A 15,273-nucleotide genomic window follows, 5' to 3' on the forward strand; every position below is an offset into this window, starting at 1 on the left:
GGAAAGAAATGAAATTTATTACGCGGGCGAACTTTTTCAAAATTCGAAAAAATATAGACACTGGTTGATTTTGCGGAGGTCTGTGCTAGACTCTAAATTCAAGGCCTCCTAAGCGCCGGTTCCGGCAGCTGCCTAAGGATAAGCGAGGCTCATTTCATAAATGTTCACGTAAACATTATGGAGATCTTATCTGCAAAAAGGAGTTATTCCATGAAACGTTACCTCGTAGACAGGCCGATCCAATCGAAGCTGTTAATCTGCTTTTTGCCCATTTTGGTCTTATCCGTCGTGCTGACCGGATTCTTCTCTTATCTTTCGTCCAGTCGGCAATTAAAAGAAAACGCTTTCTACGCCCTCGCCGACACTACTCATCAGACAGCCCTGTTCATGAACGACAAGTTTCTCACAATCTTCGAACAGCTGGTGCGCCTGGAGGATAATGATGCCCTGCAGAGCATTCTTTCGGGAGAAGGCCAGGCGGCCGACCAGAACCGGTATGACGATCTCATTAAGCTGCACGACCAGCTTGACGATGTGTACCATTCCTATTTCCAGATGATCGATTCCATCTTCGTTGCGTTCAATAACGGAAGATCCTTCAACCTGCAGCAGGAATATGTCCCCCGGCAGGTCCATATTGATCTGAACGATTGGCACAGACGCTATAATACCTCGCAGAAAGGCTACTATTGGCTGAACAGCCATAAGGATACGATCTTTGATACGGTGGAGCAGCGGAGAGTTATGAGCAGCTTCAAAATGATCGGCACCGAACATTCCCCGGCCAGCGGCATTGTCCTTATAAATTTACGAGAAAGCTATTTTCTCGAGATTATGGAGAATGTAAAGATCAGTCCGGGCGGGACACTGATGCTGATCAGCCCGGAAGGTGAGCTGTACTCCAAGACCTTGGATGCCGAATATGAACTCAGCGGGGAAACCATTAACGCACTAAGAAACGGAGCACAGGACAGCGGCAGCCTGACAGCCGACAGCAAGGCGGGCCGGAAAATGGCCATTGCCTACAATACCCTGCCGCTCAATCATTGGGTGCTTGCAGCGGTTGTGCCGGAGAAGGATATTCTGGAGGGAGCAACCCGCATTAAATACATCTCCCTGGTTCTGATCCTGTTTATCCTAATTGTGTTCATCGTGGCTGCCGCGGTTGTCGCCCGCAATCTCAGCAACCCGCTCCGCTACCTGTCCAAGCAGGTCAAACGTTTCGAGCGGGGAGACCTCGGCGTCAGCTTTGAGCTGGACCAGCATAATGAAATCGGCGTATTGGCCCGTGGGCTCTCCGGCCTGGTGGCTTCGGTAGCCCAGCTGCTCGAGACAGTGCGCAGTGAGCAGGAGAAGAAACGCCAGATCGAGCTGCAGGCTATGCAGGCCCAGATCCAGCCCCATTTTCTCTACAACACGCTAAGCTCCATCAAACATCTGATTGATATGAATGAGCGGCAGCGCGCTTCCACCATGGTCAGTGCATTGACCTCCTATTTCCGGATCAGCATCAGCAAAGGCCGTGAGATTATTCCGGTCCGTGAGGAGATGGAGCATGTGCGCAGCTATCTGATGATACTCAACATCCGGTACAGCCAGGAATTTGACTTCGAGATTAAAGTCGAAGACGAGCTGCTTGAGCTTCCCATTCTCAAGCTTACGCTGCAGCCGCTGGTGGAGAATGCCATTTACCATGGAATTAAAAACAAGCACGGCCACGGCTTCCTCTCCATTTCCGGCCGCCGTGAGGGGGATTATGCTGTCTTTGAAGTGTATGACAACGGGCACGGGATCAGCCGGGACAAGCTCTCACAGCTCCGCGCCTCGCTGGAATCAGAGACGGTAGGACATGAAGCGATTACCTACGGGCTGTGGAACGCCCACCGCAGGATTGTCCTGCATTTCGGCAGCCGCTATGGATTAAAGCTCGACAGCGAAGAGGGCCTGTACACACAGGTAAAGGTGTACCTTCCTTATACAGGCGATACGAAAGGAGAACGATTATAATGCTGAAACTGCTGATTGTGGATGATGATAAATGGATCCGTGAAGGCATAAGGGCCAATGTGAAATGGAGTACTGAAGACATCGAGGTGACCGGAACCGCCGCGAACGGGGAAGAGGGCTGGCTGCTTGTTCAGCAGCTCCGTCCGGATATCCTGCTGACCGATATTCAGATGCCCCTGCTGGACGGGCTCCAGCTGGCGGAGATGGTGAATAGGGCATATCCGCTGACCCGGATTATTTTCCTGACCGGCTATGATGATTTCTCCTATGCCAAGAAAGCTCTCCACCTGCAGGCTTCCGACTACATTCTGAAATACGAGGACAATGATACCATCCTGAAGTCCGTGGCGGCTGCCGGGCGCAGTCTGCTGCAGGAGCTGCGGGAATCGGAGAAGGCTCAAAAAAGCCAAACCCTGATTGAAAACAAGTTCTTCTCCGATCTGCTGTCCGGTGTTCCCAGCATCGACTGGGCACGCCGCGAAATGGATCTTCTCGGCATCCGCTGGGAGGGGAACTACTTCCGGGTCGCGGTGATCCAGCCCGAAGATCTGCGGCGCTTCTCCCGGCCCGGCATTGAGGAGAACGCCGAGCTGCTGCTGTTCTCGATCCGCAATATAGGCGTTGAACAGTTCAGCGGCCGGGCTCCAAAGCCTTTTTTCGTCCATTACAATCACAGAATCAATATTCTCTTTAACCTGGAGAACCCGGGCGAGGCGGATCAACCGGACGGTTCCTTTGCCCAATTGCTGGAGGAGATGAGGAATACGATTGAGGCCTGTCTTAAAATTCCGGTAAGCATCGGTGTAGGCAGCGTGTGCGAAGGTTTCGCCCAGATCCCCTACTCCTACAATAAAGCCCTGACGGCTGCGCATATGAAGGATGTTGCCGGCGAACCCGGCCTGTTCTTCTGTGATGAAATGCGCCATTCACAGCATTCGCATCACATGCTGCTGAAGCAAATGGAGCAGTATATTATCAAACATTACGCTGATGAGAAGCTGAGTCTCGCGGCAATTGCCGGTGAAGTTCATATCTCACCATCGTACGTAAGTACTCTCTTCAAAAAATACAGAGAGATCAACGTAATCGAATATATCGCCGGCATCCGGATGGAAAAGGCGGCGGAGCTGCTGAAGCAGACAGATTACAAATCCTATGAAATTAGCGAAAGGGTAGGCTACCCTAATCCTCAATACTTCAGCGTGCTGTTCAAAAAGCACTTCGGCATGTCCCCTTCGGACTACCGTAAGGTTCAGCAGGGTTAAGCCGGCAGCTGCTAACTTATACGCAAACTGTTAAAGAAAACAAACAACCTTTGAAATATATCTTATTCAGCTGATCCGCTATCTGAATTACGATTGTTTTGGAGGTGCAGTTATGGATATTACGCGACAAACCGGGGGCAAGCTTGCCTTATCCAAACCGGGAAAAAGAAAACGCATCAAAGGGGACGGGTGGCTTCCCTATTTGCTTATCGCCCCCACAGTCCTGCTCATTGCGGGCATCCTGATCTTTCCGATATTCCGGGTATTCGACCTGAGTGTTCAAAGCTACGATTTCACCCGTCTGCAGGAAGCAGGCTATATCGGACTGGAGAACTTCCGCCATATCTTCACGGAAGACGATTTATTCTACACCACACTCGTCACTACGCTGAAATGGGTGTTTTCCGAGGTGGCCCTTCAGCTGGTCTTCGGGCTGATTGTTGCCCTGCTGCTGAACCAGTCCTTCCGGCTGCGCGGCCTGGTCCGCTCGCTGGTGCTGGTTCCCTGGGCCGTATCCGGCGTGCTAACGACCATGCTGTGGTCGCTCATGTTCAACCAGCATATCGGGATCATCAACGATATCCTGATGAAGCTTGGCATCATTGATGAAGCCATCGCCTGGCTGGCTAATCCGAGCACTGTGTTCGGCTCCGTAGTCTTCGCCGAGCTGTGGCGGGGCATTCCGTTCTTTGCGATCACACTGCTCGCCGCGCTGCAGACCATTCCGCACGAAGTGTACGAATCCTGCGAGGTGGACGGTGCCGGGCCCCTGAAGAAGCTGTTTCATATCACTCTTCCTTATCTGAAGGAGAGCATTATTTTCGCCACCCTGCTCAGAGCCATCTGGGAATTCAACTCCATCGACATGATCTTTACGATGACGAACGGCGGCCCGATGGATATGACGACAACGCTGCCGATTTATATGATGAAGACCTCGATCCTTGAGGGCAATTACGGATACGGCTCGGCGCTTGGCGTCGTCACCTTCCTGTTCCTGATGCTCTTTGTCATTCTGTACCTGAGACTCAACCGGGGAGGAATGCAGGATGAATAAGACTACCGGCCGCAAAGTAGGCAGCAGGCTGCTCTTTTACATTCCGCTGGCCTTAACGCTGATCTTTGTACTCGTTCCTTTTCTGTGGGCTATCTCCACCTCTCTAAAAAAAGAAACAGACATTATGAGCTCGACGATTCAATATCTTCCGTCTCCGCTGACCTTTGAGAATTATATCAATGTGTGGAACGATAATAATTTCTCGCAATATTTCCTCAACAGTGTGCTGGTCTCCATCCTGTCGGTGATCGTCATTACACTGCTGTCGGTGATGAACGGTTATGCGATGAGCCGGTTCAAGTTCAAGGGAAAAAGCGCCTTTATGCTGATCCTGCTGGCTACACAGATGATGCCTGTCATCCTGTTTGTAATCCCGCTGTTCCTGATTTTCAAGAATCTCGGGCTAATCAACACGCCTTACTCGCTCGTCCTGTTCTATATCGTGCTGCAGGTCCCGTTCAATACGATATTGATGCGCGGCTTCATCGCCTCCACCCCGAAGGAGATTGACGAAGCGGCTATGGTCGACGGTGCGGGAAGATTCCGCATTATCTTCGCCATTATCGCGCCGATCGTGCTTCCGGGCATCGTGGCAACCAGCGCCTTCGCATTCATCGGCGTCTGGAATGAATTTCTGGTCGCGTTCTCGTTTATCACAACGCCGGACCGCTTCACAATTCCTATCGGGCTGAAATTTATGATCGGTGAATTCAGTGTGCAGTATGCCTCACTGGCAGCGGGAAGCATCATCGGGCTGATCCCTCCTGTGCTGCTGTTTATGTACATCCAGCGTTATTTGGTGGAAGGCCTCGGCGGTGCCGTCAAGGGCTAACCCGGCTCCAGTCATTAAGGACGGGGCCGGGCCGGCTTTTCCCGGAAACGTCCTTAATATATACAACAATATAACTTTCAGGGAGGTCTAAAGATTTATGAAGACAAGAAAATTACGGAGTTCCGTATTGGTGGGCGCCTCGCTTCTGCTGGCATTGACCGGCTGCGGCTCGAACAAGACAACGAACTCCGCCTCATCAGGCGAAGCCAGCAAGAACGGGGATAAGGCTAAGCAGACAACCATTAGCTTCTGGGCAGCTGCGGTGACTACGGAGCGCAACGCTTTTTTCGAGAAGATCATCAAGCAGTTTGAGGAAGAGAACCCGGACATTAAGGTGGATTATCTCGGGGTTCCCGGCGATTTATCCGCTTACGAGCAAAAGGTAAATGTCGCGATCTCCGCAGAACAGGCACCGGATATCATGAATGATTTCAAGGCCGACCTGCTCGCCAGAGATGTGCTGGAGCCCCTCGATGCCTATTATGACAGCTGGGCCGACAAGGATCTGATTTCCGCTGAGCTGATTGCCAGCAACCGCAAGCTGGATACCAAAGAAGGAAAATTGTATGCGCTACCATACAGCTCCCAGACCTGGAATCTCTGGCTGCGCCCTGACTGGTTCAAAGAAGCCGGCCTTGCGCTCCCCGATACCTGGGATCAATTCTTCGAGGATGTCGCCAAACTTACCGATAAATCCAAAGACCGCTACGGGCTCAGTATCCGCGGTGGTGCCGGAAGTGCCAATACGCTGGAAATGCTGATGTACTCCTACTCCGGAATTGCCGATTACTTTACGCCTGAAGGAAAAGCAACGATTAATGATCCGCTTCACGCAGAGTTTCTGGAGAAATATTTAGGCGCGTATAATGTCTATACTCCAGAGGATGATCTCAACAAGGGCTGGAGCGAGCTCGCCGCCACCTTCCAATCGGACAAAGCGGCTGTTGTTGTGCATAACCTTGGCTCGGCAAGCTCCCATGAGAAAGCATTCAACGGAGACTATACCAAGTTTGAAGCCGTACCGTTTCCGAAGGGTGTCAACGGCTATCGTGAACATCCCGGCCTCATGCCGCTGGGTCTGACCATGACCAAAACCGCCGAAAACAAAGACGCGGTATGGAAATTCATGACCTTCTACCTGTCCCATGACATCAACAGCCAGTACGCCAAGCTTTATGGTGAAATCCCTGCTAATCAGGAGGCGGCCGCCGATGCCTGGATTCAGGACATTCCTTATATGAAATCCGCTTCGGAGCTGTTGAATTCGGCCGACACGCATTTTGCCGGCACTCCGTATTATCTACCGGGCTACAGCAATATCCAGAAAAAGATTGAGCCTATGATTCAAAAGGTGATGGCCAAAAAAATGACCGGAACGGAAATGCTGGACGAATGGGCTAAACTGCTTGAGGCAGAGAAACAGTCCTATGATCAGACTCAAAAATAATACGCCACCGCGAATGGGAGGGCTGGAATGAATACTCATGCTGTTACAGGTTCCGGACGCTGGATTCCCGATCAGGGAGACGGAACTTACAAAAATCCGATCATCTATGCCGATTACTCTGATCCCGATGTTATCCGTGCAGGCGATGATTTCTTTATGACCGCCTCAAGCTTTGCGCATACGCCGGGTCTGCCGATCCTTCATTCCCGGGATCTGGTCAACTGGAGCCTCGTCAATCATGCGCTGCCGCAGCTGGAGCTTCCCGGCTATGAGCGGGTGCAGCATGGTAAAGGCGTGTGGGCGCCCAGCCTGCGCTTTCATGACGGGCAGTTCTGGATCTTCTACGCAACACCCGACGAAGGCATCTTCATGACCAAGACGGATAACCCGTTTGGTGCCTGGGAACCACCGCATCTGGTGAAGGCCGCCAAAGGCTGGATCGATCCTTGCCCTTTCTGGGATGAAGACGGGCAGGCCTATCTGGTCCATGCCTTTGCCCATAGCCGTTCCGGCCTGAAGCATATTCTGAGCCTCTGCAGGATGTCCCCGGACGGCAGAAGCCTGCTGGATGAAGGCCGGATTATCATCGACGGCACAGTAAAGCATCCTACACTGGAAGGTCCGAAGCTGTACAAAAGAAATGGCTATTATTATATCTTTGCCCCCGCGGGCGGAGTGCCCACAGGCTGGCAGGCGGTCTTCCGCTCCACCGCCATCGAAGGGCCTTATGAGGATAAAATCGTGCTGCATCAAGGGGATACCCCGGTGAACGGCCCGCATCAGGGAGGATGGGTTGAGCTTGCGTCCGGCGAATCCTGGTTTATTCATTTCCAGGATAAAGGCGCTCACGGGCGGATCGTCCATTTGCAGCCCATGGAATGGCAGGAGGATTGGCCGCTGATGGGCCGGCTTGCACCCGGGCAGGACATCGGAGAGCCGGTAGAGCTCTGGAGCAAGCCCAATATCCGTGCCGCCGGAGAAATTGCCGTTCCCCAAACTGCAGATGACTTCCGTGGACCGTCGCTCGGCCTGCAATGGCAGTGGCAGGCCAATCCGGCCACCGGTTGGTATAGCCTGAATCCCGGGGGCGGCTTGAGACTGTATGCCGCAGCACTTCCAGAGGGCTGCCGCACTCTTTATGACGCTCCGCAGCTGCTCATGCAGAAGTTCGCCGCTCCCGTTTTTTCGGCAGCCGCACAAATTACGCCCAGCTTTGCCACCTGCGAAGAACGGGCGGGCCTCGTGGTCTTGGGGCAGCGGGCCTTCTATCTGGCCTTGTCTATGGACCAGGACGGAGCGCTCCGGCTGACCCAGTATGAGAGCAGTGGTGTTACAGAGAACCTCACGGAAGCCGGGGACATTAAAAAAGCTGAGATACTCACCGGTGCAGACAGCCTGCACTTAAGGTTCAGCTTGGAGGAAGATTGCCTTTGCCGGTTCAGCTTCAGTAAGGACGGTTCACAATACACCGATTTCGGTGAGCCGTTCACGATTGCTGAAGGACGGTGGGTCGGAGCCAAAGTTGGCCTGTTCACAGCCTCCTTTGCCCCGGTCCAGTCCGGGGGCTTTGCGGACTTTGACCATTTCCATATCTAAGCTAAATTCTTCGCCGATATCCCAGGATATCGGCTTTTTTCTACTTAAAAAGCTGACGGGAGCAGAAATTAGACAGCTGGCTGGAAAATCATTCAAAACTTGGTTTGTATCCCTTTTCAACAAGTGTTACAGTGTTAGAAACGGCCTATTTTAAGGCTGAAGCAAGGAATGCAAGACATCTGGCGGGAAAGGAGTGCCCAATTTGCGGGAGTACCTTAATAAGCATCCATCCTTCAGCTCTCTGAAATGGTTCAATTTCTTCGTATATGGAACCGTGGTCCTCTTCACTAGCTTCTTCCCACTATATCTGCAGGATGTAGGGATGAATAAGTTGGAGATCGGGAGCTTAATGTCGGTAGGCGCACTCGTTTCAATTATTGCCAATCCTTTCTGGGGCATATGGAGTGACCGTTATCAGAATATGCGGCGGATTGTCCTCGTCATGCTGACGGGAACACTGGTATTGTCTCAGCTTGTATTTCAGGCGCATACATATGAAATGATTTATGTTTCCATCCTTTTCTTCTATTTCTTCCAGGGTCCGCTGTTCGCCCAGAGCAACACGATGATTCTTAGCTATATTGACGGCACGAATCACAAGTTCGGCTCTTTCCGGCTCTGGGGCTCGCTCGGATGGGCGCTGACCGCGATCCTGGCCGGGCCCGTTATTGAGTGGGCCGGCGTATCTATTTTGTCTTATCTCTTTGCTGCACTGCTCTGCGCGGCCATGCTCTCGCTGGTTGCCCTGCCGAGGCTCGATCATTCCATAGGCGTTGCGCCATTGCCGTTCAAGGGCTTCCAAAAAATCTTTTATAATCCGTTTTTTCTATGTTTTATCTTCTTCGGCATTCTGGTCTCCATCCCCAATACGATGAACAATACCTTCGTGTCGCTCTACATTACAGAGCTTGGGGGCAGCAAAACAATGATCGGCCTTGCCGTATTCCTCTCCTCCATCCTGGAGGTGGGCGTGCTGCTGCTGTGCGACCGTTTCCTGAAACGCAAGGTCTCGGTGCTGCTGGGCTGGCTGGCACTCGTGAGCGTCTTATTTGTCCTGCGCTGGTGGCTGATGGCCGGTGCGACAACACCGCTTCAGGTGGCTTTTATTCAAATTCTGCACTGCATTACGTTTGGCGGCTTCTTCTATGTGGGAACGCAGCTGACCATGCTGCTGGTTCCACGCCCCTACCGTTCCTCTGGACAAGCCCTCTACACTTTGACTTGGAGCGGCATTTCCGGCATTCTGGGCGGTGTTCTCGGCGGTTGGCTGTATCAGACCCTCGGGGCCCAGAGCATGTACCAGTCCGGTGTATTCCTCTCGTTCATTGGAACGCTTGGCTTCGGCTTAATGTGGCTGTTCGTCAGCCGCGGCGACTACCTGAACCCGGCGGAGCAGGAGGAAGAGCTGGCGGGCCACGAATAATAACCTCATAAGCAGCGGATACACCCCATAGGACATAACACAAAAGCAGGCTTGGACTTCCCGATAAGGAAGCCAAGCCTGCTTTTATGTTAGCCTGCCAGATTGCAATGCTATGAATTAGCCCTGCTTAGGCGGCTGGAATGAGCTTTTGAGGGATACCACAAGATTGAACACGAGATGTCCCGGCGCGGAGTATTTGCTGTCCACGTTAAAATAGCCATGGCGGAAGAATTGGAACTTGTCCTGCGGCACGCTGTCCTTCAGACCCGGCTCCACAAAGCCCTGCAGAATCTCAATAGATTGCGGGTTCAGCTGATCAAGGAAACTCGGCTCCGGCTTGTCGCCCACAGGCTCCATTCCTTCGATCTCAGCCTCCGCATCCGCTTCTTCAGCGGAAATCAGCGGCTCATAGAGGCGGAATTCCGCCGGTACTGCCTGGCTGGCATCCACCCAGTGCAGTGTTCCCTTGACCTTGCGGCCGGTAAATCCGCTGCCGCTCTTCGTCTCGGGATCATACGTGCAGTGCAGCTCCACAACCTCGCCGTTCTCATCCTTGATGAACTCGTTGCACTTAATGAAATAGGCGTTCTTCAATCGCACTTCGTTGCCGGGAAAGAGACGGAAATATTTGTTCGGCGGAATCTCCATGAAGTCATCGCGCTCAATGTAGATTTCACGGGAAAATGGAATCTGCCGGTTGCCCATTTCCGGATTCTCCACGTTGTTCTCAATCTCGAAGTATTCGGTCTGACCTTCCGGATAGTTGGTAATGACCACTTTCAGCGGCCGCAGCACAGCCATCGTCCGGGGAACGGTCAGCTTCAGGTCCTCACGGATGAAATGCTCCAGCATTTGCAGGTCCACGAGACCCTGGCTTTTGGAAATGCCTGTTTCGTGCACAAAGCTGCGAATGGCTTCCGGAGTGTACCCGCGGCGGCGCAGTCCGGAAATCGTCGGCATACGGGGATCATCCCAGCCGTCCACATGGCCTTCGTCCACCAGCAGTTTCAGCTTGCGCTTGCTCGTTACCGTCTGGGCCAGGTTGAGCCGGCCGAATTCATACTGATGCGGCACAGCCGGCATCTCGCATTCTGCTACCACCCAATCATAGAACGGGCGCTGATCTTCAAATTCCAATGAGCAGAGGGAGTGGGTTACACTCTCAATAGCATCTTCCAGCGGATGGGCAAAGGTATACATCGGATAGATGCACCATGCATCGCCGGTATTATGATGATGCGAGTGGGAAATACGGTAAATGACTGGATCGCGCAGGTTGATGTTCGGCGAGGACATGTCAATTTTGGCACGGAGCACCTTTTCGCCGTCCTTGAACTCCCCTGCCCGCATACGGCGGAACAGATCCAGGTTCTCTTCGATTCCGCGTTCACGGTGCGGGCTGTTCTGCCCCGGCTGGGTCAGCGTACCGCGCAGCTGGCGGATTTCGTCAGCGCTGAGGTCATCGACATAGGCTTTACCTTTTTGGATAAGCAGTTCTGCCCGCTCGTACATTTCTCCGAAATAATCGGAGGCAAAACGCAGTTCATCCCATTCATAGCCTAGCCACTTTACATCCTCTTGAATGGAATTCACATATTCTGTATCCTCTTTAAGCGGATTGGTGTCATCAAATCTCAGATTGGTCTTTCCGCCGAATTCATCAGCCAGCGTAAAGTTAATCCAGATCGCCTTGGCATGTCCGATATGTAAGTAACCGTTCGGCTCCGGCGGAAAACGGGTGACGATCTCCTTAACCTTCCCCGAGCTCAGATCTTCAGTAATGACATTCTTAATAAAATTGGAGGGTGTTCCACGGTTCTCCACAGCTATCAACCTCTCGTTCTGTATTGTTCTACTTCCTTGTATGAACATGTTTCCTACTAATATACCCGTTAACCGTAGAATGTTCAATAAAATGGGTGACTCACTCAGCCTTGCTGAATGCTTTGACTTCTCTCCCGGCGATAGAGTAGCATGGAAATTATAAGGCATAATTAACGAATAACTTAACAATGGGGGACTCATTCTTATGAAACCGATGAAACTGCCTAAAGAGCAGCGCGACATTATTACAGAGAACATCCGTACTTATTTCGAAGCCGAACGCGGAGAGACCATCGGCCATCTCGCAGCCGACAATTTGCTGGATTTCTTCCTTAAGGAACTGGGACCTGCCCTATACAATGGAGCGCTGAGCGATTGCCGCGCCCTTGTAGGACAGCGGATGCAGTCGCTGGAAGAAGATATTTACGCTCTGGAATGGAAGAAGCGTTAATCAGAACATCCGGCCCTAGTGGCACAGAGGGAGGCAGCCGCTTGTTTAATTATGTCATTGATGAAGAGCTTGTGCTGAAACTGTTGATGCCGGAGCAGGCCCGCCACATGTTCGCGCTGGTAGAGCGCTCGCGGAGCAGGCTCAGGCAGTGGCTGCCTTGGGTTGACGGAGTCACCGAGCAGGACCACATCGCCACATTTATCAAAAATGCCGTCAAGCAGGGCAGCGACAACGGCGGCTTCACCGCCGGACTGTGGGTCCGGGGAGAACTGGCCGGCATTATCGGCTATCATGAGATAGATTGGCAGAGCCGCTCCGTCGGAATCGGCTATTGGCTTGGCGAAGGATATGAAGGCAAAGGCTACATGACCAGCGCCTGCCGGGTTTTCGTAGATTATGCGCTGCTGGAAATGGAGCTGAACCGCATTGAAATCCGCTGCGCTACGGGCAACAAGCCCAGCCGGGCGATTCCCGAGCGGCTGGGTTTCGTATTCGAAGGGGTCCTGCGTCAGGCGGAGAAGCTGCCTACGGGCTATGTGAACCATGCGGTATACGGCCTGCTGCGCAGTGAATGGAAGCTGCTGAGCTAAACAGAGGGACATATACAACCCCGCCGGATCTAACGGAATTTTAGATCTTTTATAACAAACCAAGCCCCCCGTAACAGGCGTCCGGGGGGACTTGGCATATCATCAAATTCACCGATTTGGATATCAGCAGTCGTTAGCTCTCCGCAGCCTCAAGCCAGCTCCGGAACTTCATCCGGGTTCCCGACGCCAGGCTGTCCAGTTCCGATAGCTCAGCCAGACCGTTCTTGTCCTTTCGGCCATGTTCCATCAGGTAGAGCACCCGCTTTACAGGGTAGCCTCCCGCACCGGATTCCTTCTTGACGATTACATCACCGGCTGTAATCTGACCTTCACGCAGTACACGGAAATAAAATCCGCTGTATCCGGTAGCCAGCACTTTGGCCGGCATATCAGCCGGGCCATGCTTCTGCGAGAGTTTAAAGCAAGGAAACCGCGGCTGGCTGACCTGCAGCAGAGTCGAACCGATCTCATACACATCACCGATACAGACCTCGGTCTCCAGCAGCCCGCTGACTGTGATATTCTCGCCGAAGGCGGAGAACTCCAGTTTCTTGCCGAGCTGCTCCTCCCAAAAGGCATAATGCTCAATCGGATACACACAGACTGCTTTGTCCGGGCCCCCATGGTTCACCAGGTCCGCTTGCCCGTCACCGGCGAATCCCTCAAGATGAAGCTGTACCGGCCCAGCCGCCGGCATTTTATAAATCCCCGTTTCCAGCGGCTTACCACGGTAATCTACCGTTACAGGTTTGCCTACATTAAGCGAAATGACTTCCATTTCCCTTCCCTCCAGTCAGCATGCAGCTCATAAATACCTCATCTACATAATGTCCGACAAGATAAAACTCTTCCCTGAGCCGGCCCTCTTCCTCAAATCCGCATTTCCGGTAGAACGAGAGCGCAGGAGTGTTGCTGGACAGCACCCGCAAGCGGAGTTTGCGTATCCCGTTCTCTCCGGCGTGCTGCTTGATCGCCTCGATCAGCTGTCCGCCGATGCCAAGCCGCTGGAACTTCGGATGGACAGCGATGTTCACCTCGCACACATGGCGGTTGCTCTCCATCCCGCTGGGACAGCCGAAACCGACATACCCGCATAGTTCCCCTTCCTGCAAAGCTACAAGCTGGGAACCGGGAGGGGTATGGAGCAGATAATCCTCACGGGAACACCACATTAATGGACCCGGTGTGGTCTCCTCCGTCCAAATCATGTTATCGAGAATAATCAGCTCACGGGTATCCTTGAACTCCGAGGGACGAATCGTGAGCGAGCCTCTAATAATTTGTTGCATAGCTCTTTGCACTCCTTGACTTACCTTTAAGTGATTCTTCTACAGACCATTATACCCCATTTTGTTCCAGTGCACGGCCAGAACGGTTGATGAAGGCATGGACCGCGAAGAATCCTACCGCCAGCAACGCCATTCCGCAAGCCAGCCAGCCTGTCGGCGCAAGGCCTCCCCGGTCATACAGGCTGCCCATCATATAGGGGCCGAGAACTCTGCCAACCGCGCCGATCCCACCGCTAAGCCCGAGATAGAAGGGCGCACTGCGGTCCGCATGATCGGAAATAAATGAAGGCATCGCCGGAGAAATAAGCATCTCCCCCAGCGTGGTCAGCAACATCGCCAGCACCAGGCCGGGATAGCTTGGCATTAACAAGATCACTGCATATCCACTCAGGTAAAAAACAGCGCTTGCCGTCATCTGCGCCGTCGAGGTCTCCGCGAACCAGCGTTTGATCAAGCTTACCAGCGGCTGCGCGGCAAAGATCAGAATCCCGTTGAGCGTCCAAAGAAGGCTGTAGGTACTCTTAGCCCAGCCTTCCGAAATAATAAACGGAGAAACTCCCGTATTCCAGATCGAGTTGCCGATCAATAAAAACATCGAACCTAAGGCCATATACAGATAGATTCGGGTGTGGCCTATAAGCTTCCAGCTCGACAGCTCTCCGGGACCGTTTCTCCTATGCGGCTCGGCATGGGCCGGCTCTGTGCCAACCTTCCGCAAATACACAAAGAAAAATGCGGCAAACACGGCTGAGGCCAGCCCATTAAGCACAAAGCTCAGCAGATAGGAAATATCGGCCAGAAAACCGGCCAGCATCGTGCCCAGCGCTACCCCAATATTATTGGCGACATAAATTACATTAAAAAGCTCTCCGCGCTGTTCTGCGAAGCGGAAACCTATAAAGGCCTGAATGGCCGGCAATGACAACGAATTGAACAGACCCACCAGCCCCATCACCAGCATGAACATATTCCAGTTCACGCTTGCCGCCGGCAAGGTAAACAAGGCCAGGGCATTCATGGCCAGCGCACCGACGATCAGGCGTTTGACACCAACTTTATGATAGAGTGATCCCCCCAGCAGTTGTCCGAATATACCTCCGAGGGATTGAATAACAATAACGAGTGCCGCATCTGTCATACTGCGGCCCAGTTCATCAAATACATACATCGTGACAAGCGGCCACATTAGCGCGCTGCCTGTTGCATTGATAAGACTGGCAATCAGAAAAACTTTGACTTCCTTTGGATAAGCTTGTAAAAACCTCATGACTTGTCTTTCAACCCCTGTAATATATGTGTCATTAATTTCATCCAGTATCATCCCAAAACAGGACGAAGAGCAAGCATTCACACTGACGCATTATCGCGTCACTCAAACACAATACCCCCATGATTCTTGACCAAAACCTATGGCCAGCCCCAGCAGTGAAAAACCTGCCCAATCGGATCTTTATATTTTATAACTGCTGCCACCATGCGTAAATAAAATTGC

At 52.5% G+C, this 15,273-nt stretch carries 13 protein-coding genes; 9 read left to right on the forward strand and 4 right to left on the reverse strand.

The window, feature by feature from the left end:
* Positions 1 to 210 precede the first annotated feature (210 nt).
* The 7 genes from NSS79_RS31800 to NSS79_RS31830 all read left to right on the forward strand — a co-directional run bounded on the left by NSS79_RS31800 (position 211) and on the right by NSS79_RS31830 (position 9,627).
* Complete coding sequence (locus tag NSS79_RS31800) at positions 211 to 2,007, forward strand: sensor histidine kinase (RefSeq protein ID WP_342437473.1); 1,797 nt, start codon at positions 211 to 213, stop codon at positions 2,005 to 2,007.
* Entirely contained in the window at positions 2,007 to 3,272 is a 1,266-nt protein-coding gene (locus NSS79_RS31805) for a response regulator (protein ID WP_342437474.1), read from the forward strand. Before NSS79_RS31800 ends, NSS79_RS31805 begins: the two co-directional genes overlap by 1 nt.
* Before the next feature lie 112 nt (positions 3,273 to 3,384).
* Entirely contained in the window at positions 3,385 to 4,329 is a 945-nt protein-coding gene (locus tag NSS79_RS31810; protein ID WP_052092358.1) for a sugar ABC transporter permease, read from the forward strand.
* Positions 4,322 to 5,161, forward strand: coding sequence for a carbohydrate ABC transporter permease (locus NSS79_RS31815; protein WP_342437475.1), 840 nt, complete (start codon positions 4,322 to 4,324; stop codon positions 5,159 to 5,161). Before NSS79_RS31810 ends, NSS79_RS31815 begins: the two co-directional genes overlap by 8 nt.
* A gap of 97 nt (positions 5,162 to 5,258) precedes the next feature.
* Positions 5,259 to 6,608 carry a sugar ABC transporter substrate-binding protein gene (locus NSS79_RS31820; RefSeq protein ID WP_341096880.1) on the forward strand — a complete coding sequence of 450 codons (1,350 nt, stop codon included), beginning with the start codon at positions 5,259 to 5,261 and terminating at the stop codon, positions 6,606 to 6,608.
* 27 nt (positions 6,609 to 6,635) lie between these two features.
* On the forward strand, positions 6,636 to 8,204 hold the full coding sequence (locus tag NSS79_RS31825) for a glycoside hydrolase 43 family protein (RefSeq protein ID WP_342437476.1): 1,569 nt from the start codon (positions 6,636 to 6,638) through the stop codon (positions 8,202 to 8,204).
* 202 nt (positions 8,205 to 8,406) lie between these two features.
* A complete protein-coding gene (locus NSS79_RS31830) occupies positions 8,407 to 9,627 on the forward strand; it encodes an MFS transporter (protein ID WP_038597510.1) in 1,221 nt (406 codons plus the stop codon).
* Positions 9,628 to 9,744: 117 nt separating this feature from the next.
* Here NSS79_RS31830 and NSS79_RS31835 read toward each other — a convergent pair whose 3' ends face one another.
* A complete protein-coding gene (locus NSS79_RS31835) occupies positions 9,745 to 11,451 on the reverse strand; it encodes a glutamine--tRNA ligase/YqeY domain fusion protein (protein ID WP_342437477.1) in 1,707 nt (568 codons plus the stop codon).
* A 205-nt stretch (positions 11,452 to 11,656) separates the two neighbouring features.
* Between NSS79_RS31835 and NSS79_RS31840 the strand changes: the two genes are divergently transcribed.
* Positions 11,657 to 11,902, forward strand: a complete 246-nt coding sequence (locus NSS79_RS31840; protein ID WP_038597516.1) for a DUF2164 domain-containing protein — start codon at positions 11,657 to 11,659, stop codon at positions 11,900 to 11,902.
* A 41-nt stretch (positions 11,903 to 11,943) separates the two neighbouring features.
* On the forward strand, positions 11,944 to 12,492 hold the full coding sequence (locus tag NSS79_RS31845; protein ID WP_342437478.1) for a GNAT family protein: 549 nt from the start codon (positions 11,944 to 11,946) through the stop codon (positions 12,490 to 12,492).
* Between the two features lie 133 nt (positions 12,493 to 12,625).
* Here NSS79_RS31845 and NSS79_RS31850 read toward each other — a convergent pair whose 3' ends face one another.
* The 3 genes from NSS79_RS31850 to NSS79_RS31860 are packed head-to-tail and all read right to left on the reverse strand — an operon-like array spanning position 12,626 to position 15,048.
* Positions 12,626 to 13,270 carry an MOSC domain-containing protein gene (locus tag NSS79_RS31850; RefSeq protein WP_342437479.1) on the reverse strand — a complete coding sequence of 215 codons (645 nt, stop codon included), beginning with the start codon at positions 13,268 to 13,270 and terminating at the stop codon, positions 12,626 to 12,628.
* On the reverse strand, positions 13,251 to 13,781 hold the full coding sequence (locus NSS79_RS31855) for an N-acetyltransferase (RefSeq protein WP_342437480.1): 531 nt from the start codon (positions 13,779 to 13,781) through the stop codon (positions 13,251 to 13,253). The genes NSS79_RS31850 and NSS79_RS31855 overlap by 20 nt, the downstream gene beginning before the upstream one ends.
* A gap of 49 nt (positions 13,782 to 13,830) precedes the next feature.
* Positions 13,831 to 15,048 (reverse strand): MFS transporter, encoded by a 1,218-nt coding sequence (locus tag NSS79_RS31860; protein WP_342437481.1) that lies wholly within the window; start codon positions 15,046 to 15,048, stop codon positions 13,831 to 13,833.
* Positions 15,049 to 15,273: the final 225 nt, after the last annotated feature.

This window comes from Paenibacillus sp. FSL L8-0436 (assembly GCF_038593025.1).
Taxonomy (GTDB): Bacteria; Bacillota; Bacilli; order Paenibacillales; family Paenibacillaceae; genus Paenibacillus_AQ.

What these genes read in the sequence shown, in the direction of transcription:
- NSS79_RS31850 (WP_342437479.1), bottom strand. Translation starts at nt 13,270, where the DNA reads ATGGAAGTCATTTCGCTTAATGTAGGCAAACCTGTAACGGTAGATTAC.
- NSS79_RS31805 (WP_342437474.1), top strand. Translation starts at nt 2,007, where the DNA reads ATGCTGAAACTGCTGATTGTGGATGATGATAAATGGATCCGTGAAGGC.
- NSS79_RS31800 (WP_342437473.1), top strand. Translation starts at nt 211, where the DNA reads ATGAAACGTTACCTCGTAGACAGGCCGATCCAATCGAAGCTGTTAATC.
- NSS79_RS31855 (WP_342437480.1), bottom strand. Translation starts at nt 13,781, where the DNA reads ATGCAACAAATTATTAGAGGCTCGCTCACGATTCGTCCCTCGGAGTTC.
- NSS79_RS31815 (WP_342437475.1), top strand. Translation starts at nt 4,322, where the DNA reads ATGAATAAGACTACCGGCCGCAAAGTAGGCAGCAGGCTGCTCTTTTAC.
- NSS79_RS31810 (WP_052092358.1), top strand. Translation starts at nt 3,385, where the DNA reads ATGGATATTACGCGACAAACCGGGGGCAAGCTTGCCTTATCCAAACCG.
- NSS79_RS31840 (WP_038597516.1), top strand. Translation starts at nt 11,657, where the DNA reads ATGAAACCGATGAAACTGCCTAAAGAGCAGCGCGACATTATTACAGAG.
- NSS79_RS31825 (WP_342437476.1), top strand. Translation starts at nt 6,636, where the DNA reads ATGAATACTCATGCTGTTACAGGTTCCGGACGCTGGATTCCCGATCAG.
- NSS79_RS31860 (WP_342437481.1), bottom strand. Translation starts at nt 15,048, where the DNA reads ATGAGGTTTTTACAAGCTTATCCAAAGGAAGTCAAAGTTTTTCTGATT.
- NSS79_RS31820 (WP_341096880.1), top strand. Translation starts at nt 5,259, where the DNA reads ATGAAGACAAGAAAATTACGGAGTTCCGTATTGGTGGGCGCCTCGCTT.